Here is a 21,185-nt window from a genome sequence, read left to right on the forward strand (position 1 = left end):
GGGGGCTTACCCGGTGATCGACGACCCGCACCGACTCGCCCCGGACTCCGTGCCCGGAGAGTTCGTCGAGCACTTGCCGTGCGAGCAATTCACTGCTGGAAGGGTCCGGACTGGGCTTGAGACTGCATACCAGGGCGAGGGCCCGAAGATCGGAAGACATAACGGCACCCTACCCACCTCCGGTCTTGTTCTTCTGCGATTCAGGCGCTTCGATAAACCATTTTACAGAAGTATGGTGCCGACGAGTCCCTATCGAAGGACCTGAAAGACCTGAAGGGCCCACGAGAATAAGCCATGCGCCGTTGCGGGGTCGACAGGGTGTGCTCGGGCGACACGCTCCCACAACACCCGATGCGCGCAGCACACCATGACCGGCAGCACCGATCGGGGTCTGACTTATGAAAAGAGACCCTATTCGTGGATATTCTGCTAAAAGCCCGATTCCTGCTTCTTCCCAGCCCGGGCGTCCCTCTCATTTCATGCGCGAAGTGAAACAGGCGAGATGGAGAGCGCCACCACCAGAACCCGGACCGGTCCCCCAAGACGTTTCCCGCGGATCGCGACCCCACTTCGGTTCCCGCTCAGACCCTGCGGCGTTGGGCACGGACACAGCGCAGCAGTTCCTCCCCGTAGGGCAGGACGATGAAGCAGCCCACCGCCGCGGCGATCCCGGCGACATAGCCGCCGGACAGACGCTCACGTTTGGACTGGAGCTTCCATCGGTCGGGGTCGGTGCCGGCGAAGGCGCGGACCTGGTCCCAATGCAGGCAGGACAGGAAAGCGATGGCGGTCAGGGGCAGCACTTCCAGGAAGCTGTGGATGTGCTGCTCCACCGGACGTACCTCGCGGTCCTCGGTGGCCACGTGCACGTCCCACAGAGCCGTCGCAGCGTGGATGGCCGCGGCACCGTACATGGTGCTCAGTACCAGCGGATTGATGCGCGCGAACAGGCCCAACATGACCGGGACGCCGGCCTCGGCCATCATCAACGCGTGGATGGCGGACTCGCGGGTCCCGCTCGTGTGCTCGATGTCGGTGCGCCGATGCATGATGTGGTCGGCGACCGCCGGGACGAACCACAACGGCAGGACCCCGTACAGCAGAAACCGTCGCGTGATGACCTCGAGGTCCTCACTGCCCGCCGGGGCGGTCAACGTCGGTCGGCTGCGCCACCTGGCCACGGCCCGGCTCAGGGACTCGGAGAAACTCTGCATGCGCACGCTCCATAACCTCGTCTGTAGTGCCGATTCGGCCCATCACCGGGATCGACGTGCCGCTGCTCCGCAGCCGCGCCGCGCACGTGTGTGTTCGGGTGGACGAGGACGACCAAGATTCCGAACCAGCGCCACACCCACCTCACCGGCATTCGTGACCATTCAGACACAGGAACCCCGCCGGGGCCAGGACCGAGCGCAGCGCGTGCCGCGCGCCGCACGCGGTGCCCGTGTCCTCTGGCGGCGCTGGACGCCCGCCGTCTCGTTCCGTCTGCCTCATTTCGTTCCGGACCGGTCCTCGGCCTCCAGTTCCTGGACGATCTGCGCGACGGTCACCTTGGCGGTGCGCACCGCGCCGATCAGGGTGGCCGATGCCGACCCCGTCCAGTCCCCATAGCCCACCAGAGGCAAACGCGGTTCGGCCACCGACCGGGTGCCTTCCACCGCTACCCGCCCCTGCCCGTCCACGAGCCCGGAAGAGACGAGGGGGTCCAGCACCGGACGGAACCCCGTACACCACAGGACGGCGTCACATTCCATCGTGGTGCCGTCGGACCGGAAGACTCCCGTGCGGGTGAGGTGGTCGAACATCGGCTCGGCTTCGTAGGTCGGGGATGTAAGGGGCGTACCAAGTGCCGGTGGCACTGACGACCCGCCGGGCCGACCAGGTGTCGCCGTCAGCCATCAGCAGTCCCCGATGTGTCGCCCTCGGCCCTACCTTCCGGGGTACGGCTCATGGCCGCGCTACGCAACCTGGCCATGGTGCTGAAGACGGTGGGGATGGACGATATCGCCACATGATCCGGTGTCCACCCGAACGAACGCTGCCTTTCTTCGGTAACAGTCACGATCCCGACCTCTTGGGGGATTTGAAAGAGCCCTGCCCTTCATGAAGCCTCCGATGCCGCGTGGACTCCACTCGACCTCAGCCCACACGCACATTTCACGAGGACCTCACGAACGTCCGAATTCGAAGGCACAAAAGAGTCCTGCTCCGCAGAAAGACAGGCACGATCATGACATCGATCTCGGATAGGCATGTAAGACAATTCCACCTTCGGACCACGATTCGAAGAGTTGACAGTAACGCGCATCACAGTTACTCTATGTCAAGTATGTCGGAATTTGCATTGTTGGCGCAGCGCCGATCCAGGCTCGGACTCAAGGCGCGCCCTGCGACTCGAACCGCACTTGGCGACCGGTCCGGCTCGCATGCCACGCCTGACACGGTCGGCCATGAGAACGACTCATGGGCAGGAGTGGCGATCGGCTGGTGGGGCGGCGACCCCTAACCGAGAGCGCTCCGGGTGAATCGAAATCCCCAGGAACGGTGACCGGCACTTCCCGACATCTATGTGCGCGCAGAGATACACGCATGTCATTATGCGGCACCCTCGCCGGTGGGACCCCCTGCTTCTACCGGCGTTCGGTAGAAGCACCTCCACCCCTTCGATCCCCCTGATCGACCTTTCCCAACGCGCACTCGCGTCTTCCCGGACCCGATCTGCGCCTCTGTCTGAACATTCACGAGGAGGCCGAGTTCATAATGCCCGAAAACTCGAACCCAGGAAGAGATGAACCGAACCATCCCCCAAAAGGTCGCAAGGACGACAAAGACAACGATGAATCCTTGATCCCGCAGAATCGGACGGGCACCACGGCGTTCGGAAGCCTGGACTACAAGCATCCCGGATACCCCCACGACACGCACCCGGTCCTTGTTCCGGGTATTGCCATCGACGAACAGCGTCGCCGATACCGAATCGACTGGCTCGTGTTCGCGATCGCCGGTTCGCTGACGGTCGCTTTCGTCATCTGGGGCATTTTGTCACCGAGTAGCGTCGCCGGGGTCGCTGAGACAGCGTTCTACTGGTCGACCGACAACCTCGGGTGGATGTTCAACGTCGTGGCCATCGTCGTGCTCGTCGCTCTCCTGGGCATAGCGCTCTCGCCCTACGGGAACATCCCACTCGGAAAGGACGGTGAGAGGCCCGAGTTCAGTACTTTCTCCTGGACCGCGATGCTGTTCGCCGCCGGACTGGGTGTGGCGGTCCTCTTCTGGGGGCCTTCGGAACCCCTGGGCTACTTCATCTCGCCGCCTCCGCTGACCAGCGAGGCCGAGTCGGTCGAAGCCGTGCACACCGCTCTCGCCCAGATGTACTACCACTGGGGCTTTCACGCGTGGGCCATCTACGCGCTGGTCGGTGGATCCGTCGCCTACGCGGCATATCGCCGTGGTCGTTCCCTGCTCATGTCCTCGATCTTCTGCACGTTGTTCGGACAGCGTCTCACCGAGGGTTTCGCCGGGAAACTCGTCGACATCTTCGCGATCATCGCAACACTCTTCGGTACCGCCGCCGCTCTCGGTATCGCGGCCATGCAGATCGGCTCCGGCATCAGCATCATTTCGGGTGCCGGAGAGCTCACGAACGACATCCTGGTCGTCATCATCGCGGTTCTGACCATCGGCTTTATCATTTCTGCCGTATCGGGTGTGGCCCGGGGAATCCGCTACCTGTCGAACATCAATATCGTACTCACGATCGGTATGATCACGCTCGTACTCTTCCTCGGCCCCACACTGTTCCTCCTGAACCTGCTTCCCTCCGCGATCATGGAGTATCTCGGATCCATGTTCGACATGATGGGTCGCTCACTCTCGTGGGGTTCGGACACGCAGGAATTCCAATCACTGTGGACGGTATACTACTGGGCGTGGTGGATCTCCTGGTCGCCCTTCGTGGGTATCTTCCTCGCACGTATCTCCCGCGGCCGCAGCATCCGTCAGTTCACCCTCGGCACGATCCTCATTCCATCTTCGTTGCTCTTCATCGCATACGGGGTGATGGGTGGAACCTCCATCTGGATGTACCGGGGCGGCGCGGATGGATTCACTGACGACATGCCCGCACCCGAGGTGCTCTTCGCCCTCATCGGGAACCTGCCGTATGTCGAATGGCTGCCTTATGTCGTGATCCTGATACTCGCGATCTTCTTCATCACCGCGGCCGATTCCGCTTCGGTCGTGATGGGGATGCTCACCACACAGGGAGATCAAAAACCCCGCCGTTGGGTGGTCGTCTTCTGGGGCCTTGTCATGTCGGGAATCGCGATCGTGATGCTCCTTCTCGGTGATGCGCTGGCACTGGAAGGGTTGCAGCAACTCGTGATCGTCACAGCGGTGCCGTTCGCACTCGTGCTGCTCGTCGCCATCATCGCGTGGTTCAAGGAATTGCGTACCGACCCTCTCACGCTACGCATGCGCTATGTCGAGACCGCGGTGAACAACGCCGTGACCGAGGGGGTGGATCGGTACGGCGACGACTTCTCGTTGAAGGTCGTGGAATCCCCACCCGGAGGCGGGGCGGGTGCCGACATCGACTCCACCGATGAGAGTTACACCGAGTGGTATCAGCGCACCAACGAGGAGGGCGAACCGGTCGGCTACGACTTCGGGACCGGGGAGTGGGCCGACGGATATGAGGCGTCGCAGACCTGGGAAGCCCGTGGGGACCGCTGATTCCCTCGCCCCCGGCTCCTGTCCATCAGCCGACGTCGAGGGCCAGGCGAAGGCCCGCGTGGCCGAGGGTCGTGTCCGCGGTCGCCGCGATGCGTGCGGAGGTGCGATATCGACGGCAGTACGACGCGTGGCACAGGTACGATCCGCCTCGCAGCACGGGTCGTCCATCGGTATCGCCGAAGACGCCGGCGGTCCACTCCCAGACATTGCCCGTGGTGTTGTACAGCCCGTAGGCGTTGGGTGCGAACGACGCGGCGGGCACGGTGCCGACCACACCGGTCGGCCCGTCCGGGAAATCACCGGGGAAGGTGTTCATGCGAGGCACTCCGTCGGGTTCTCGCACGGCGCCCCAAGGGAAGGGCCGCTGTTCGAGTCCGCCGCGCGAGGCGAACTCCCACTCGGTCTCCGACGGAAGCCGGGCACCCACCCACTCGGCGTAGGCCATCGCGTCCCGCTGCGAGACGTGGGTTACCGGGTGCGCACCGCGGGACTCCACCGAGGACCCGGGGCCTTCGGGCCGGTGCCAGCAGGCACCCTCGACCCGACGCCACCATGGTGCCTGCGCGACCGCTGGGGCACCGCTGCGCAACCTCGCGGGCAGCAGTCCCTGGAAAACGAGGGAGTCCTCCAGCCTCTCGGCTTCACTGCGGTACCCGGTGTCGAGCACGAAGGCCGCGAACTCGGCCACCGTCACCGTCGTCGGGGCGATGGCGAACGGCTCGACCCACTCCTGGCGGACAGGTCCCTCTCCATCTTCCGGGTAGGCGAAGCGATCCGTGCTGCCCATGAGGAACGTGCCTCCTGCGAGGCCGACCATCCGCAGCTCGTCGTTCGCGGCGGCGGCAAGGCGCTCCAGCGTTCTCACGTCGGCGCCCGCCAAGCCCTCCGACCGTCTGCCGGTCGTGTCGCGTTCGGGACCACAGCAACTCATTCGGACCCCTTTGTTCCGTCTCGTCGAAAGGAAGACTCATGGCTCGGAACCGACCGAACATCATCGTGATCCAAGCTGATCAGATGGCCGCGCAGGCTCTCGGTGCCTACGGTGATCAGGCCGCGAGGACCCCGAACATCGACGCTCTCGCCGAGGAGGGGGCGGTGTTCGACCGTGCCTACTGCAACACCCCGTTGTGCGCCCCCTCTCGTGCGTCGATGATGACCGGCCGCATGCCCTCGGCGATCGGCTGCTACGACAACGGAGCCGATTTCGCGGCGTCCGAACCGACCTTCGCCCACCGGTTGCGGGCGATCGGGTACCACACGGCGTTGATCGGGAGGATGCACTTCATCGGACCGGACCAGCAACACGGCTTCGAGGAGAGACTGACCACTGACGTCTACCCGGCCGACCTCGACATGGTGCCCGATTGGAATCGCCGACCGGAGGACCGGCTTCAGTGGTATCACGACGCCGACGCGGTGTTCAGCGCCGGAGTCTCGAAGGCGACCGTGCAGCAGGACTTCGACGACGAGGTCGGGTTCCGAACCCTGCGGCACCTCAACGACAGGGTTCGTGTCAACCAGGCCGCCGGGGAGAGACGGCCCTTCCTGATGGTCACCTCGTTCATTCATCCGCATGATCCGTACGAGCCGCCACGCGAGCACTGGGACCGGTTCGCCGACGTCGATATCCCCGATCCGGTCCATCCCGAGGTTCCTGACCCCGAGCAGGATCCGCACAGCCACCGACTACGGGCGATGAGCGGGTTCGACGTACGGGAGCCCGGTATCGACGAGGTACGCAGGGCCCGTCGCGCGTACTACGCCGCGGTGAACTACATCGATGACCACGTCGGCCGCATTCGCGAGCGCGTCGAGGAGCTCGGTCTGGCCGACGAGACCGTCATCATCGTCACGAGCGACCACGGTGACATGCTGGGTGAGAAGGGCCTGTGGTACAAGATGTCGCCGTACGAACAGTCCTCGCGGGTACCGATGATCGTGCACGGACCTGAAGACCTGGTGCCCAAGGGACGCTTCGCCAACACGGTCTGTCTGCTCGATCTGATGCCGACCCTGCTGGAGCTCTCGGGTGCTCCCTCCCCGAGTGGGCAGGACGGGCGGTCACTGTTGGAGACCGCCCGTCAAGAGCGCACGGGCGAGGCGACCCCCAAGGACCGCGACATCGTGATCGAGTACCTCGCGGAGGGCACGTTGCGCCCCCAGCTGACGCTGGTGCGAGGGCACCTGAAATACGTGCTGTGCCCTGGCGATCCGGAACAGTTCTTCGATCTCTCGGTGGATCCGGACGAACTGAGGAATCGCGCAGCGGTGCCCGAATACGCAGAGATCGTCGGGCAGATGCGGGCAACGCTCCAGGCGCGATACGACGTCCTCCGCCTGGAATCCGACGTGCTCGCGAGCCAGGCGAGTCGCCGTCTCGTAGCCGAGGCGCTGCGGAACGGGCGGGTGCGCCGTTGGGACTTCGATCCTGAGCCCGAGCAGCGCTACGTGCGTGGCGACTTCTGGGCGGCACTCGGCTATGGGAAGGTCTCCGACCCTTCCAGGTGAGTCCCCACGGGTCGGGCTCACCGTCTCGTCGTGAGCCCGACCCGGTGCCGTGTGCAAAGAAGAGCGGACGGCACGGCGCCGCTCGTGCGGTCCCGGTGCGCCCTGGTGCCCGGCGTACGACACCGGCCCCTTCAATCTGGAGGAACCCCACTCAGGCTGTCGGAGCCCGTGCCGCCACCCTGGTCGCCCTGGAAGCAGGCGGCGGTCGGAACCAGCGTGCCCATGCCGCCGCGGTCGTGCACCACGACGGCGCGGGCGGAAACGAGTGGCGGCTCGCACGCCTCCGGGGCGGACGTGGAGTTCTGGTCGGTGCCGACCACGAGTGCGACGAACACGTCGACCTTGAGGGCTACGCCTCCTACTGAGGTGCCTCGATGCTCCCGAACACGTCCACGCCCGGGTGACCGCACCCCCGACGAAAGTCGGTGTCGCACACCGACCATGGCGACACGGCGAACCGGAGTCGCGCCGCCGAAGGCACGGGCGGGAACGTCCCGGCGGTGGATGTGGGGACGGGTGTCGCGCTTCTAGCGTGGACAACGTCCCCGGCGGTCGTGGAATCGACCGCCGCTCCGAAGCAGAGAGGCAATGATCATGACCCTGGAGAACCTTCTGGCCGACGTCTCCACCGAGACCCTCTTCGGCCTCGGATTCGCGGGGGTGTACCTGACCATCGCTCTGGCGGTGGTCGTGCTGGTCGTCGCCGCGGTGTTCAGCGTCCTCTTCTCACGGATCGGTTTCGGGATGAAGGTCGTCTGGTTGATCTTCGTCATCATCGCACCCGTCATCGGGGCGCTGCTGTGGTTCTTCATCGGTCGCAACCACACACCGGTCCGACACTGGTGAGGGACCGGTGGGAAGATCCCTCCGGGCCCCGGTCCGGCATCGTCACAGGGCGTCGAGAAGGTCCTGACAGGCCCGTGAGCACGCGCGGCACGCTTCGGCGCACACCCGACAGTGTTCGTGGTGTTCCGCGTGTTCCTCACACTCCTGCGCGCACCGATCACACGCCCGTACACAGGCCTGTAGGACCGAAGCGATGAATCCGTCCTCCTCGGCGGTCCGCCGCACGAGCACCCTTTGCGTGGCCTCGCAAAGATCCGCGCAGTCCAGGTCGGAACGAGCGCAGGAGACCAACTCGGCCACCGTCTCCTCCCGCATGCACGCGTCCGCACACACCACGCACACTTGGGCGCAGAGTCCACACGCCTCGACCGCGGCTCGTACCTTCTCTCCCACACCCTCCGGATCGTCGGGATGGGCGTACAGCATCTGTCCGACCACGCTCATACGTCGATACCTCCTTGTGCCGTGCCTTGGTAGGAGAAACGCAGGGTGAAGTGGTCGAGGGAGGCGGGCAGTTCGTGCGGGCGCAGGGGCGGTGCCTCGTCCACGCGGTGCAGCGGTCCGCCCCGGAGCAACGCTCGTAAGAAGAAGGAGACGGTCAACGGCACCAGGTCACGTCCAGGGCACCCCGCCGGACCATGGCTGAAGGGGAGGATGGCGGGTTCGTGTTCGGCGCGTCCGTCCGTCCAGATGGCCGGTTCGAAGGAGTCGGCGTAGGACAGGCGGGTGGAATCCCGGTGGAAGTAGCCGCTCATCACCAGGAACGCCGTGCCCGGTTCGATGGTCCGCTCGCGCCAGGTGGTCGCACGCAGGCTCTCCCGGATCACCACCAGCGTGGTCGGCCACAGGCGGACGGATTCGCGCAGGGTCGCCCGCAACAGTGGCAGGTCCACACCGTCCTCGGTGCGGCCCTCCGCGCGGACGGCCTCGGCCACGGTGCCCTGGGACGTCGACAGGGCCAAGGCGCGGAAGGTCGCGATGGCCGCCGCGTCGAAGGCGAAGAGCCAGTGGGCGACCTGGTCCTCCGGACGCTCCTCGGCCCCGGGCCGACCCAGACGTGCGGCCAAGGCGTCGGGGTCGGCCCGTTCGATGTTCGCGCGTACCCGCTCCAGGAACGAACTTCGGGCGCTTCGATCCAGTGGTGCCAGGTACGACCAGTTGGCGCGTGCCCGTAGGCGCCGCAGGAGTTCGGTGGTTCGGCGATCCCTCGCGGCGAACGCCCCGAAGACCACCCGGCGCGCGAGCGCGTCGAAGCTCCGGGAGAACCTGGCCCAGTCCAGGACGCCGTCCAGCGATCCGGCGTTGCGCAGCGCCGCGACCAGGGCTCGTGCCTCCTCGTCCGCGTGCGCGGCGATGGCGCGGGCCTCGGGGTGGGGCGATCGGCCCAGGGCCAGGGCGTGCTCGTTGGCCTCTCGACGGTGGGGCCGGTCCCCCTGCGTGGAGACCAGGACTCCGTGTGGTTGGAAGTGGGAGAGCGCGCCACGTTTCTCCGCGCCCCCGGGAGAGAACGGGTCCGGGGTACCGCGTAGGAGCACGCGCACGTCCTCGGCCGCCAGGACCAAGGCGATGCGCCGACCCATGTACCGCAGTGGCAGCGGATCGTCACCGTGCCGTGCGCGGAGTGCGCGCAGGGTCGAGACGAGCCTGCGGTCGCTGTCGGTGGCCGTGACCAGGGCCTCTCCGGCGGGGCGGCGCACGATGGCGCCACGCGCGACGGTGGGCAACAGGACCGACGACAGGATCTCCAGGCTCTCCCCGGGGGTCGCGCCGTTCGCCTCGTGGTGTGGCTCGCTGTACATGTGGGTTCGGGCTCCCCCCGGTTCGCGTTCGCTCATCACACGGTCGCGCGGCCCCACGTGGTCATGCGCTCAGCGGTCATGCGCTCACACGTGGTCGCGGGGCAGGGTCTCGGTCCACTGTCGGGAGAAGATCCTCTCCCCGGACTCGTAGGCGTCGAGGGTGGCGTGCACGCGGAATTCCTCCTCGGTGCACTCCAGGGCCGTGTAGGTCTCGGTACGGGTGTGCCACTCCCCCCGGGAGAAACACATCGTCCACGCGGTTCGCCCGCACACCGACGTGAAGTCGTCCCCCACCGCCTCGTAGTTCTCCTCGGCCTTGCGGGTGACGTCGAGGTCGGTGTCCTCCAGGTGCAGGACGCCTCCGTCCTTGACGATCTCCAGGGAGAAACGGTTGTCGACCAGGTCACGGCGCACCGACCAGTTGTGTTCCCCCGGTCGTGTTCGGGTGGTGGGGATCGCCGGCGTGGCCTCCGGCTGTTCGAACACCTCCTCGTTCGGGTCCTCGCCCGAGGACTCCTTCCGTACCGGCAGGACGAGGGCGCTGTTCTCGGGATGGACCGACATCAGCGCCGGCCGCGGTGGTGGCCAGGCCAGCGGCCAGTAGGAGGTGGACAGTGACAGTCGTATGCGGTGCCCGGGTGGGAAGGCCTGGGCGACACCGTTCATGGTGATCTCCACCTGGTAGGTCTCCCCCGGAACCAGGGACTCGGGGTGCTGGTGCCCGTTGCGATGGGTCAGGTTGAGCAGACCGTAGGTCACCCGGGTGGCGCTGCCGTCGGGGGCCACGTCGCACAGTCGCGCCGCGACCATGGCGACCGGTTCGGTGACCGAGAGTTCGAGGACGACTCGTGTGGGGCCCAGGATCTCGACCCGCTCCTCCAAGGGTTCGGTGTCGTAGACCAGGGAACCTCCGTCCTCCTCTCGTTGGTCGTAGGGCAGGTCCGGTGGCGCGCTGTAGGAAGCCCACTTACCGGCGAACTGCCCGACCGACAGGGGTGAGCGGATGCTCTGTGGGACGAGGTTCCCTCGTTCCCCGGCGATACCGATCCGGTTCTCCGACAGTGGCAGGGGCCGGTTCTCGACGCGCTCGGAGGGCCAGTGGGGCTCGTGGACCCAACGGCCGGGGCGTTCCTGGTAGGAGGTGGAGGGCGGGACGCTCTCCTGCATCCAGAGCCAGAGTCCGGTCTCCTTCTCGACACCGTTGTCCTCGCCCTTGGTCCAGTGGTCGAGCCAGCGCACCACCTCCTGGAGGTAGCCGATCGCCGGTCCCGGGACACCCATGTGCGGGTAGCGGTGGGACCAGGGCCCCACCAGGCCCTTGACCGGGGTGTCGAGGTTCTCCATGAGTCGCAGGACCGCGTTGGAGTAACCGTCCGCCCAGCCGCTGGATGCCAGCACCGGGCACTGGACCCGGGTGTAGTCCTCGTTGACGGATGCGTGTTTCCAATAACCGTCCCGGCGTTGGTGGCGGAGCCACTCCACCACCCAGGGACGGTTGGCCTCCAACCTTTCCAGCCACATTCGCCGCCAGGCCGGGCCGACGGTCTCCGGGTCGGGTGGGCAGGTGCCGTAGGCGAAGGTGGTCCCGGACTCCGCCAGGTTGTCCGAGAGCAGACATCCGCCCATGTAGTGGAAGTCGTCGGCGTACCGGTCGTCGGTGAACGAGCTGATGGCGATGGTCCGCAGGCTCTCGGGACGTCTGGCCGCGACCTGGAGCGCGGAGAAGCCGCCCCAGGACAGGCCCATCATCGCGGTGTTGCCGTCACACCAGGGTTGCGCGGCCAACCAGGCCAGGGCCTCCTCTGCGTCCCGCTGTTCGCGCTCCAGGTACTCGTCGGTGAGCACACCCTCGGAATCGCCCGTGCCCCGCAGGTCCACGCGTACGCACGCGTAGCCGTGTCCGGCGATGTAGGGGTGGTGCATGGAGTCGCGTACCGCCGTCAGGTCGCGTTTACGGTAGGGGATGTACTCCAGCACCGCCGGTACGGGGTTCTCGTCCGCCGACACCGGTCGCCACAGTCGCCCCGCCAGACGCACACCGTCCGACATGGGTATCCAGAAGTGGTCCTCGGTCCGGATCTCGCACGGCAGATCCTCCACCAGACGCATACGCACCTCCTCAGTTGCCTGTGACGCCCTCGACACTGCGGTCGCCGCTCTCGTCGTCCTCGAACTCGAACCGCAGGCCCTTCACACAGCGTTCGTACTTGGCCTGCATCTCGATCTCGCTCGCGGCGCCGATGACGATCTTGGCCAACTCGAAGCTGTAGCTGTCCTGGGCGATCATGTCGGAGAGGCGTTGTCCCACGCTCGGAACGATGTGGACGCTCACGCCCGACAGCTCCTTCTCCAGGGCCTCGATCTCCTCCGCGTCGGGCACCCGGGTGACGATTCCGTCCCGGAAGCGTCGGTAGTACCACTCCGCGGCGACGGAGAACTCTCCCTTGGATCCGTCGGACAGCGCGGGGTCCTCCCCCAACGCCATGCGAAGCATGCGTTCGTGGTTGGGCACGCCGTCCACGAGTTCGAAGAGGGGGGTGTGGCTCTGGGAGTGCCGGGGATTGATCTCCACGATGCCGAGGCTGTCATCGATCGGGTCGTAGAAGAACTCGACGCTGAACGTCGAGTCGTTCAGGCCGTGCTGTTCGATGACGCGCGCGGAGATGTCCCTGATGCGTTCCTGGACCTTCGGGGGAAGGCTGGAGGGGTACTGGTGACGCAGGAAGGACGGGTTGCCGGGGAAGTCCACCGAGTCCAGCACCGCGTACACGTTGACCTCACCCGCGTGGACGTAGCCCTCGGCGGCGGTCTGGAGCCCGTGCAGGGCGCCCTCGGCCAGGCAATGGTGTCGTCCCGCCTTCGCGACCTCCGAAGGCAGCTCCACCCGTTCCAGGATGCTCTCGAAGGGGCGGCCGATCCTGTCGATGCTTTCGCGGATGCGCGCCGCCGCCGCTTCGAAACCCTGGTCGTCCTGCACACGGTAGGCCAGTTCGGAGGAGGCGGACTTGATGGGCTTGAGCCACAGCGGATAGTCCAAGCCGTGCTCGGGGGTCTGCGCGTCCAGGTCGACCAGGGAGAAGGGAGGATGGGCCTCGGTCACCTGTGCCTGTAGGAACCTGCTCCAGTACTTGTGCTCGCATTTGACCACCGCTTCCAGGTTCGGTGCGGGCAGTCCTCGTTCGGCGCACAGGACCGGTACAAGCAGGGTGATCGGGAAGTCGCGGTAGCCGATGATGGCGTCCACCGTGCCGTCGAATCCGTCGAGCACGGCCCTCGCCGCGGCGAGGGTCTCCTCGATGTCGATCTCGCCTCGTTGCAGTTCCTCGATGCCCAGGAGTTGATGGAACCGGCAGTCTCTCCCGGTGGGGGGCCTGGCCAGAAGTTCCCGGTTGCGCTCGTCCAGTCCCATCACGAACACGTTCTTCATGCTCTCGCACCGCCCTTCACTCGTGGATGCTGTGTTGGGGGATGTGAGAGGGATCGTCTCTAGTAGCGCGCCTACCCGGTCCCATTCGTCCCATACGTGCGCATGACCACGGTTTCCTCGGTGAGGGTTCCGGGTAGCCGATCCCCACCTCCCTCGGCAACGAACCCGTCCAGACCGGGAGGACACCATGACACGGTTCGGATACTTCCTCGCCACCGAGGAACACGGTCCAGAGGAGTTGGTACGTCAGGCCGGAGCCGCGCAGGAGGCCGGCTTCGACGCCCTGTGGATCTCCGACCACTACCACCCATGGCTCGGCGCTCAGGGGCAGAGCTCGTTCGTGTGGTCGGTGATCGGAGCCATCGGACAGGTCACCTCGCTTCCCGTGGCCACCGCCGTCACCTGCCCGACCACCCGGATCCACCCGGCGATCGTGGCCCAGGCCGCGGCCACCGCGGCGGCCATGACGCCCGGCGGATTCAGCCTCGGCGTCGGTACGGGAGAGGCTCTCAACGAGCACATCCTCGGCGATCCCTGGCCGCACGCGGCCCGGCGGCTCGCGATGTTGGAGGAGGCGATCGAGGTCATGCGCGAGCTGTGGTCCGGTCGTACGGTGAGCCATCACGGCGAGTTCTACACCGTGGACACCGCACGCCTGTACACACTGCCGGAGGAACCTCCGCCGGTCCTCATGTCGGCGTTCGGTCCGAAGGCCACGGCACTGGCCGCACGCGCGGCGGACGGTCTCGTCCAGGTGGCCCCGGCCCCTGAGACCGTCGACCGTTTCCGGCGAGAGGGCGGGGCGGGCAAACCCGTCCAGGGCGGGCTCAAGGTCTGCTGGGCGCCGAACGAACAGGACGCTGTGCGTACCGCCTACGAACGCTGGCCCAACGAGGCGTTGTCCGGCGAGGCACCGCAGGTGCTGCCCTCGCCCCGACACTTCGAACAGCTCACCCAGGGGCTGGTGACCCCGGAGATGGTCGCCGATGAGGTCACCTGTGGTCCGGACCCCGAGCGGCACGTGGCCGCGATCGAGGCCTACCTGGAGGCGGGGGTGGACGAGGTGTACGTGTGCCAGGTGGGGGACGACCAGGATGGTTTCTTCGGGTTCTACTCCGAGGAGGTCCTGCCCCGGCTGCGTGGGGCGCGCTGAACACGGCCGTGAGGGCGCCACGACCGTGGCGCCCTCAGCGTCCCGTCACTCCTGCACCTGTTGGAGACGGGCATAGGCCAGTTGCAGCCAGTCCGACACCGCCACGGTGCTGAACACCGCCCCCGCGCTCCGGGTCAGGGTGGGGGCGAACACCAGGCCGAAGGCGTATCCGGTGGCGACCCACTGCGAGGTACAGAAGGGGCATGTGATCAGCTCCCCGATCGCCTTGCGGCCGCCCTCGCCGCGCACGTCCTCCTCGAGTTCGGAGGGCCCGGACGCCCCTTGGAACCTGGTGAAGAACGCCCGCAGTGGACTGGTGACGGGGTCCTTGGCCAGCAACCGTGACAGCTTGTGGGTGGTGAGCCCCATCAGGGCCAGGTCCCATGGGCCCACCGACGCGGCCGCCTCCCGTGTGCGAAGACGTCGTGCGACGAACACCCCCGCCGCGACCATGGCCGTGTAGGAGGCGGCGATCATGGCATACCCGGCGAGCGGCTGGTCGCTGCCCCCGCGGTAGATCTCCGCCTCCTCTCGGATGGTCCCTTCGATGTTCTGCGTGTCGGTGGCCTCGTCATGCATGGTTCTCCCTCTCGTTCGTTCTCCTTCGGGACCGAGCCGGGTCCCCGCCACGGGTCCTGGTGCGCGCCCAGCGATGCAGCGCCTCTCCGTCACCCGCGGTGTCGAGGTTGACGGCGGCCTCGATGAGCGCGAGCTGGGTGAACGCCTGGGGGTGGTTGCCCGTCTGAGTGCCGTCGGCCGTCATTCCCTCCGCCTGGATGCCCAGTTCACCGGTGCTCTCGCACAGGACCTCGAACCTGCGTCGGGCCTCGTCGGTGAGTCCGGCGAGCACCAGGGCGGAGACCATGTCGAACGAGCACAGGAGGAAGGCGCCCTCCGATGTACCGATCCCGTCGTCGGTCTCCTCCGGGTCGTACCTGTGGACGAGAGCGTCTCCATCACCCAGCTCCGCCGCCACCCGTTCCAGGGTGCGCCTCACCCGCGGGTCGGTCCCCTCGAGGAACCCCAGGAGCGGTATCCGGAGCAGGGACCCGTCGACGTTGGTCGTTCCGTACGCCTGGACGAAGGTCCCGCCGGCGGGATCGTAGCCGTGGGTCAGGATGTCCTCGCGTATCTCCCCCGCCTCACGGCGCCACTCGGCCAGCGGGACCCGATCCTCTCGGCCGGTGATCCGCGCGAGTTGGATCCCGCGATCGAGGCATCCCCAGGCGTAGACCTTGGAGTTGGTCCAGTGACGCGGGGACGAGCGCACCTCCCAAGGACCGTTGTCGGGCTCACGCCACAGGGCGCGGACGGCCTCGACCACGGAATCGAGTTGTGCCAGTTGTCCGGGTTCCAGACCGCCGGTGGCCTCCTCGTAGCACAGCGCCGCGTCGAGGACGTGCCCGTACACGTCCAACTGGTGTTGTGAATACGCTGCGTTGCCGATCCTGACGGGCCGGGCACCACCGTATCCGTCCAGGTGGTCGAGGACCTCCTCCTCGGGCGGTGGTCGCTCGTCGACCGCCTGCACGGGAGGGATCCAACCGATGGGGTGCCCGCACATCCGCAGCAGGAAACGCAGGTAGCTCCCGGCCTCCTCCTCGTGTCCCAGGCGGAGGAAGGCGAGGACCACCAGGGCCGCGTCACGATGCCACACGTATCGATAGTCCCAGTTACGCTCCCCTCCCGGGTCCTCGGGCAGGGAGGTGGTGGGAGCGGCGATCAGTCCTCCGCTCTCCTCATGCAGGAGGCCGCGCAGTACGAGCGCGCTTCGCCGCACGTGCGGGGCGCCGACACCGTCATAGTCGGTCCGGTCCGACCAGAGGCGCCAGGCGTCGAGGGTGCTCTTCAACAACGCCTGCCCCTCCCCCGAAGAGATACGGCGTTCGCCGCGCAGGTAGTCCAGGACGAACACCGCGCTCTCGCCCTCGGAGAGTTCCACCCTGAACTCGGGGTCCCCCTCGTCGAGGAGAACGAGGGCACGATCCCCCGACAGCAAAGGCCCGGACGACTCCTTCAACGATCCGTCCAGGTGTCGCCACGCAGCCACGGAACGGCCGAAGTCGGGTCGGGCCTGGAGTCGAGAGCGCACGGAGGTACTACCCGAGCGGCATTCGATGATCCTGACCAGGAGACCCTCCCGCCATAGACCGGTGCCCCGCGCCGAGGGGCGCACCGCGAGTAGATCGTGACCGACCAGTGTGAGGTCCTCCCCCTCCCAACGGGTCTCCAGGACCAGGCTGTCCTCCACGTAGGCGCGGCCGACGGGTCTCGCCCCCTGTACCTCCATCGTCCACCCGCCCCCGCGCTCGGGGTCCAGGATTCCGGAGAGGAACGCGGGCCCGTCGAACCGGGGCGCGCACAGCCAGGTGATCGTCCCGTCCGGGGTGGTGAGCGCCGAGGTGTGGCAGTCGGAAAGGAAACCGTGATCCCCGATCGGGGTGGTTCGATCCTCCATCGGTCCCTCCTCCATGATGCGGCTCGGGGCCTCTCCTGCCCGACTGCCCCGACGTGTACGCGACGAAACAGCGGTTCAACGGCCATCCGTTCGGGCACATGGGAGGCCCGTGTTCCGGGTAGTGCGGGCGTGAGCCGTTGATTCCTCGCCGGGAATGGGGGACGACATGCGTGAGCGCATTCGGGACCGTGGGGTGGTCGTCGTCAGTGGCGCCAGTGCCGGGGTGGGCCGTGCGGTCGTGCGGGAGTTCGCTGGTCGCGGGTACGCTCTCGCCCTGCTCGCCCGTGGCACGGAGGGGTTGTCCTGCGCCGAGCGAGAGGCCCGCGAGGCGGGGGTTCCGGTGGTCTCACGACGGGTGGACGTGGCGGACGCCGGCCAGGTGCGTGAGGCCGCGGAGTGGATCGAGGACACTTTGGGTCCCGTGGACGTGTGGGTGAACGCGGCGTTCGCGTCCATCATCGCCCCCTTCGGGGAGATCGAACCGGACGAATACCACCGGGTCACCGATGTCTGTTACCACGGATACGTGCACGGGACGCGCACGGCGCTGACTCTGATGGCGCCCAGGAAGCGGGGAGTGATCGTGCAGGTCGGTTCCGCGCTGGCCTACCGGGGCATCCCCTTCCAGGCGGCCTACTGCGGGGCCAAGCACGCGGTGCGCGGCTTCACCGACTCGGTGCGCGCCGAACTGGTGGACGCGGGCTCGCGGATCAGGGTGACCGAGGTCCACCCGCCCGCGATCAACGCCCCGCAGTTCTCCTGGGTGCGCTCACGTATGGGCAGCCGGACCAGGCCGGTGCCGCCGGTGTACCAACCGGAGGTCGCGGCCCGGGCCATCGTCTGGGCGGCGGAGCATCCCCGTCGCCGTCGGTACTGGGTGGGACCCTCGACCGTGGGCACCGTCCTGGGGCAACGGCTGGCACCTCGCCTTTTGGACCTTCAACTCGGGCGAATGGGGAGGAAGGCACAGGTCCGTGACGCTCCGGCCCCCGAACGCGACAACCTGTTCGCGCCGCTGGACGAAGTCCGTGACCTCGGCGCGCACGGGGAGTTCGACGACGAGTCGCGCAAGGTGAGTCTGCTGGACGAGCTGAATCGCAGGCGCCGCACGCTGATCCTGCTGGGCGCGGGTGCGGTGATCGGCGTCGTGGGCTACGCGAACCGCCGGATGGCGCGCCGACAAGGACGGTGACGCCCTGAGGGTTGTTTTGTGAACCACGAGGGTCCCCCGTTCGGTCGCCGTCAGGCCCTGTTCCTTCGGAAACCCGGGGAGGTGCCGCAGGTGGGATCCGAGGAACGAGGATCGCACCGTAGGCGCCACGGTGTTCCCTTCGACCCGTTCCCGACTTTTCGGGGCGCCCGAACATCCGACAGGACCGCGCCGCAGGCGTCCGTTGAGGTTGGTGGGCGACGGGTGGGACGAAGCGCCGTCGGGGGCTCTAAAAAACACTGCCTAACCGACGTAGCGTCGGGCCGGTGAGTCACGGCGGGGTTCTGCCAGCAGTCGCAGTCCTCGCTCCACGTGCGCGGGTACGGTCCGGCGTTCGCGCAGGACCCAGGAAAGCCCGGCCAGGGCCTCGCACACGGCCAGGGCGGTGGTGGCGTCGGCCGGTGCCGAACCGAGCACGGAACGGGTGTGCGCGAGCGCCCCGCGAGGAGAGCGCCGCAGCCAGGCGGTCCACAGGGTGTTGCGGATCCCCTGGCGTCGGCGGGCACGCGGATCCCGGACCAGGGAGGCCGCGTGGTGGGCCACCATGGACTCATCCCAGCACATCCACCAACCGGCGGCCGCCAGGTCCAGCGCGAGGAGTTCCTCCTCCCCGCCCAGCCACAGACGGTGTGAGAAGCCGCCCACCTGCCAGAACGCGTCGATCCGGAGCACGCTCACCCCCGCGAGGATGCCCAGGATCGCCGGACCGGGCAGCCCCTCGGGTCGAGGCAGCGGGGAGTCACGCAGTTCCGGGGTGAGCGGGTCCTCCTCACCCGCCGGTTCGACCAACAGACGCGCGGTGACCGCGCCGAGGTCGGGGTGGTCGTCGAGCAACCGGGCGGCCCTGGCCAGGGAACCGGGCTCCCACCAGGTGTCGTCGTCGCAGAAGGCCACGTAGGGGGTGGGCAGGGCCTCGACCCCCACGTTGCGTCCCACCGCTCCGAGGTTGGCTTCGGACCTGATCAACCCCACCTCGGGATGACGCGCGGCCACGGCCTCCGAGGTGCCGTCCGTGGAGGCGTTGTCCACGACCACGATGGGCGGGTCCTCGGGCAGCTCCTCCAGGTACCGCAAGGTCCTCAGCAGTTCCTCGCGGCGGTCCCGGGTGATGACCACGACGCCGATCGGGGAACTCACGCTCTCTCCAACAGGAGAAGGTCCCGCTCCACCGACGCGGGCACACGTCGTCGGTCGGCCAACGCACGGGGTGCCAGCAGCAGTGCCAGGCCCAAGGCGCTTCGCACCTCGGCGTCGCGCACCGCACGGGCCACGGCCCGGGCGGTGCGCGTCAGGACGGTCCTCGGGCTCCGGCGCGACCACACGGTGAGCAGGGCGTTGCGTTCCTCCAATACGCGTCGCCACCGCCCGGGCGGTCGTGAACTGGAGGGCCTGTGGTGGGCGTGCACGTCCGGCAGATGGCACAGTCCCCATCCCCGTGCCGCCAGGTTCTGGGCCAGGAGCGTCTCCTCACCCCCGAAGAAGAGCAATGATCCGAACCCTCCTGCCTGGTCGAAGGCCGAACGGCGCACGACCGCGGCGCAGGCCATGAATCCCATCGCGCGGGGCCCGGGAAGGTCGGCTGCGGGCTCCAACGGGCTCTCCACCAGACGTCGGTTCACCGGATCCTCACGTTCTTCCTCCCCGACGTAGACCGCGGCCGCGACCAGCCCCAGTCGGGGGTGGGCGTCGAAGGCGTCGGCCGCGCTTTCCAGGGCCCCCGGATACCACCAGGAATCGTCGTCGCTGAAGGCGACGTAGGGGGTGTCGGTACGCGCCACCCCCGTGTCGCGCGCCGCACACCCGGTGTTGCGCCGGTTCCGGACCAGGATGACCTCCGGGAAGTCGTTCCGGACCGTCTCTGCGGTGGTGTCCGTGGAAGCGTTGTCCACCACGACCACGGGTGGCCGTGGTCGCAGCGTTCGGAGCTCGGTCAGCGTGCGGCTCAGTTCGTCGACCCGGTCACGCGTGATCACCACGACCGAGACCCTGGGCTGCTCGGTGTGCGACACCATCCTGTGTCTCCTTCCGTGACGGGTTCGGGCGATCGTCCCCGGGACCGGTGGTCAGAGCGGTCTGACGCTCCATGAAGAAGGCGAGCGTGCGTCGCATCCCCTCCTCCAACCGGACGTGCGGACTCCAGCCGAGCTCGGCCCTGGCCTTGGTGATGTCCGGCTTGCGGTAGTGCGGATCGTCCTCGGGCCGTTCGATGAACTCGATCTCGGAGCGGGATCCGGAGAAGTCACGGACGAAGTGCGCCAACGTGAGCACGCAGACCTCCTCCTGACTGCCGATGTTGATCGGTCCGGGAGCTTCGTTGTCGCCGAGCATGAGCAGGCCCTCCACCGTGTCGGCGACGTAGCAGACCGAACGGGTCTGCTGTCCGTTGCCGGTGACGGTGAGCGGCCGACCGGAGAGCGCCTGCGTGATGAAGTTCGGGATCATGCGCCCGTCGTCCGGGCGCATCCGGGGCCCGTAGGTGTTGAAGACCCGCGCGATACCGACGTCGACCAAGCGTTCCCGGTGATGCGCCATGACCAGGGCCTCGGCGTAGCGTTTGGCCTCGTCGTAGACGCTGCGCGGTCCGACCGGGTTGACGTTGCCCCAGTAGGTCTCGCGCTGTGGGTGCTCCCTCGGGTCGCCGTAGACCTCACTGGTGGAGACCAGGACCAGGCGCGCCCCATGCTCCTTGGCGCAACGGAGCGCGTTCCTCGTCCCCAGGCTCCCCGCCTCCAGCGTCTCCACTGGCAGGCGCTGGTAGTCCGGGGGCGAGGCCGCGGACGCGAGGTGGAACACCGCGGTCAGCGGCTCGTCGATCTCCCATGTGTCCGTCACGTCGGCCAGGAACAGGCTGAACCTCGGATGGTCCAACAGGTGTCGCACGTTCTCGGTCCGTCCGGTGGCCAGGTTGTCCAGGCACACCACGCGCTGACCTCGTTCCACCAGCCGATCGCACAGGTGGGATCCGAGAAAGCCGGCACCGCCCGTCACCAGGACGGTGCCCTGTCCGGAGTTCCGCATGGCTTGTTCCTCCTCTGGGATGGGTTCGCGCC

Annotated in this window: 17 protein-coding genes and 1 pseudogene; 5 read left to right on the forward strand and 13 right to left on the reverse strand. The window is 67.3% G+C overall.

What is annotated here, in order from left to right; genetic code table 11:
- Nucleotides 1–581: 581 nt before the first annotated feature.
- Entirely contained in the window at nucleotides 582–1,214 is a 633-nt protein-coding gene (locus NLI01S_RS10650; protein WP_067603178.1) for a diguanylate cyclase, read from the reverse strand.
- A gap of 276 nt (nucleotides 1,215–1,490) precedes the next feature.
- Nucleotides 1,491–1,817: pseudogene (locus NLI01S_RS10655) on the reverse strand (pyridine nucleotide-disulfide oxidoreductase); the annotation flags it as partial.
- A 943-nt stretch (nucleotides 1,818–2,760) separates the two neighbouring features.
- Here NLI01S_RS10655 and NLI01S_RS10660 point away from each other — a divergent pair.
- Entirely contained in the window at nucleotides 2,761–4,734 is a 1,974-nt protein-coding gene (locus NLI01S_RS10660; protein ID WP_067603183.1) for a BCCT family transporter, read from the forward strand.
- A 25-nt stretch (nucleotides 4,735–4,759) separates the two neighbouring features.
- On the opposite strand, the gene NLI01S_RS10665 is transcribed toward NLI01S_RS10660, so the two are convergent.
- Entirely contained in the window at nucleotides 4,760–5,665 is a 906-nt protein-coding gene (locus tag NLI01S_RS10665; protein ID WP_084392476.1) for a formylglycine-generating enzyme family protein, read from the reverse strand.
- A gap of 38 nt (nucleotides 5,666–5,703) precedes the next feature.
- Between NLI01S_RS10665 and betC the strand changes: the two genes are divergently transcribed.
- Nucleotides 5,704–7,242 carry a choline-sulfatase gene (betC, locus tag NLI01S_RS10670; protein WP_067603185.1) on the forward strand — a complete coding sequence of 513 codons (1,539 nt, stop codon included), beginning with the start codon at nucleotides 5,704–5,706 and terminating at the stop codon, nucleotides 7,240–7,242.
- A 131-nt stretch (nucleotides 7,243–7,373) separates the two neighbouring features.
- Here the strand turns inward: betC and NLI01S_RS25690 are convergent, their stop codons facing one another.
- Nucleotides 7,374–7,577 (reverse strand): hypothetical protein, encoded by a 204-nt coding sequence (locus NLI01S_RS25690; protein WP_067603187.1) that lies wholly within the window; start codon nucleotides 7,575–7,577, stop codon nucleotides 7,374–7,376.
- Between the two features lie 259 nt (nucleotides 7,578–7,836).
- Here NLI01S_RS25690 and NLI01S_RS10680 point away from each other — a divergent pair, with 259 nt between their 5' ends.
- A complete protein-coding gene (locus NLI01S_RS10680; RefSeq protein WP_084392492.1) occupies nucleotides 7,837–8,088 on the forward strand; it encodes a PLD nuclease N-terminal domain-containing protein in 252 nt (83 codons plus the stop codon).
- 42 nt (nucleotides 8,089–8,130) lie between these two features.
- Here the strand turns inward: NLI01S_RS10680 and NLI01S_RS10685 are convergent, their stop codons facing one another.
- From NLI01S_RS10685 to NLI01S_RS10700, 4 genes are all read right to left on the reverse strand, one after another.
- The gene (locus NLI01S_RS10685; protein WP_067603188.1) at nucleotides 8,131–8,532 is read right to left on the reverse strand and encodes a four-helix bundle copper-binding protein; all 402 of its coding nucleotides are present in this window, start codon (nucleotides 8,530–8,532) and stop codon (nucleotides 8,131–8,133) included.
- Entirely contained in the window at nucleotides 8,529–9,887 is a 1,359-nt protein-coding gene (locus NLI01S_RS10690) for a cytochrome P450 (protein WP_067603190.1), read from the reverse strand. The genes NLI01S_RS10685 and NLI01S_RS10690 overlap by 4 nt, the downstream gene beginning before the upstream one ends.
- Nucleotides 9,888–9,971: 84 nt before the next feature.
- Complete coding sequence (locus NLI01S_RS10695; RefSeq protein WP_067603192.1) at nucleotides 9,972–11,996, reverse strand: CocE/NonD family hydrolase; 2,025 nt, start codon at nucleotides 11,994–11,996, stop codon at nucleotides 9,972–9,974.
- Between the two features lie 10 nt (nucleotides 11,997–12,006).
- Complete coding sequence (locus NLI01S_RS10700) at nucleotides 12,007–13,314, reverse strand: ATP-grasp domain-containing protein (RefSeq protein ID WP_067603193.1); 1,308 nt, start codon at nucleotides 13,312–13,314, stop codon at nucleotides 12,007–12,009.
- A 187-nt stretch (nucleotides 13,315–13,501) separates the two neighbouring features.
- On the opposite strand from NLI01S_RS10700, the gene NLI01S_RS10705 reads away from it, so the two are divergent.
- Entirely contained in the window at nucleotides 13,502–14,467 is a 966-nt protein-coding gene (locus NLI01S_RS10705) for a TIGR03557 family F420-dependent LLM class oxidoreductase (protein WP_067603196.1), read from the forward strand.
- Nucleotides 14,468–14,512: 45 nt separating this feature from the next.
- Here NLI01S_RS10705 and NLI01S_RS10710 read toward each other — a convergent pair whose 3' ends face one another.
- Entirely contained in the window at nucleotides 14,513–15,046 is a 534-nt protein-coding gene (locus tag NLI01S_RS10710) for a DUF1360 domain-containing protein (RefSeq protein WP_067603198.1), read from the reverse strand.
- The gene (locus tag NLI01S_RS10715; RefSeq protein WP_067603313.1) at nucleotides 15,039–16,925 is read right to left on the reverse strand and encodes a glycoside hydrolase family 15 protein; all 1,887 of its coding nucleotides are present in this window, start codon (nucleotides 16,923–16,925) and stop codon (nucleotides 15,039–15,041) included. The genes NLI01S_RS10710 and NLI01S_RS10715 overlap by 8 nt, the downstream gene beginning before the upstream one ends.
- A 166-nt stretch (nucleotides 16,926–17,091) precedes the next feature.
- On the opposite strand from NLI01S_RS10715, the gene NLI01S_RS10720 reads away from it, so the two are divergent.
- Entirely contained in the window at nucleotides 17,092–18,117 is a 1,026-nt protein-coding gene (locus tag NLI01S_RS10720; RefSeq protein WP_067603314.1) for an SDR family oxidoreductase, read from the forward strand.
- 261 nt (nucleotides 18,118–18,378) lie between these two features.
- On the opposite strand, the gene NLI01S_RS10725 is transcribed toward NLI01S_RS10720, so the two are convergent.
- From NLI01S_RS10725 to NLI01S_RS10735, 3 genes are read right to left on the reverse strand one after another with little or no spacing between them, the layout of a single operon-like run.
- Entirely contained in the window at nucleotides 18,379–19,272 is an 894-nt protein-coding gene (locus NLI01S_RS10725; RefSeq protein WP_067603200.1) for a glycosyltransferase family 2 protein, read from the reverse strand.
- Nucleotides 19,269–20,144, reverse strand: a complete 876-nt coding sequence (locus NLI01S_RS26320; protein ID WP_067603318.1) for a glycosyltransferase family 2 protein — start codon at nucleotides 20,142–20,144, stop codon at nucleotides 19,269–19,271. The genes NLI01S_RS10725 and NLI01S_RS26320 overlap by 4 nt, the downstream gene beginning before the upstream one ends.
- Nucleotides 20,095–21,153, reverse strand: coding sequence for a UDP-glucuronic acid decarboxylase family protein (locus tag NLI01S_RS10735; RefSeq protein ID WP_067603316.1), 1,059 nt, complete (start codon nucleotides 21,151–21,153; stop codon nucleotides 20,095–20,097). Before NLI01S_RS10735 ends, NLI01S_RS26320 begins: the two co-directional genes overlap by 50 nt.
- Nucleotides 21,154–21,185: the final 32 nt, after the last annotated feature.

It is taken from the genome of Nocardiopsis listeri NBRC 13360 (assembly GCF_001570765.1).
Lineage (GTDB): Bacteria > Actinomycetota > Actinomycetes > Streptosporangiales > Streptosporangiaceae > Nocardiopsis > Nocardiopsis listeri.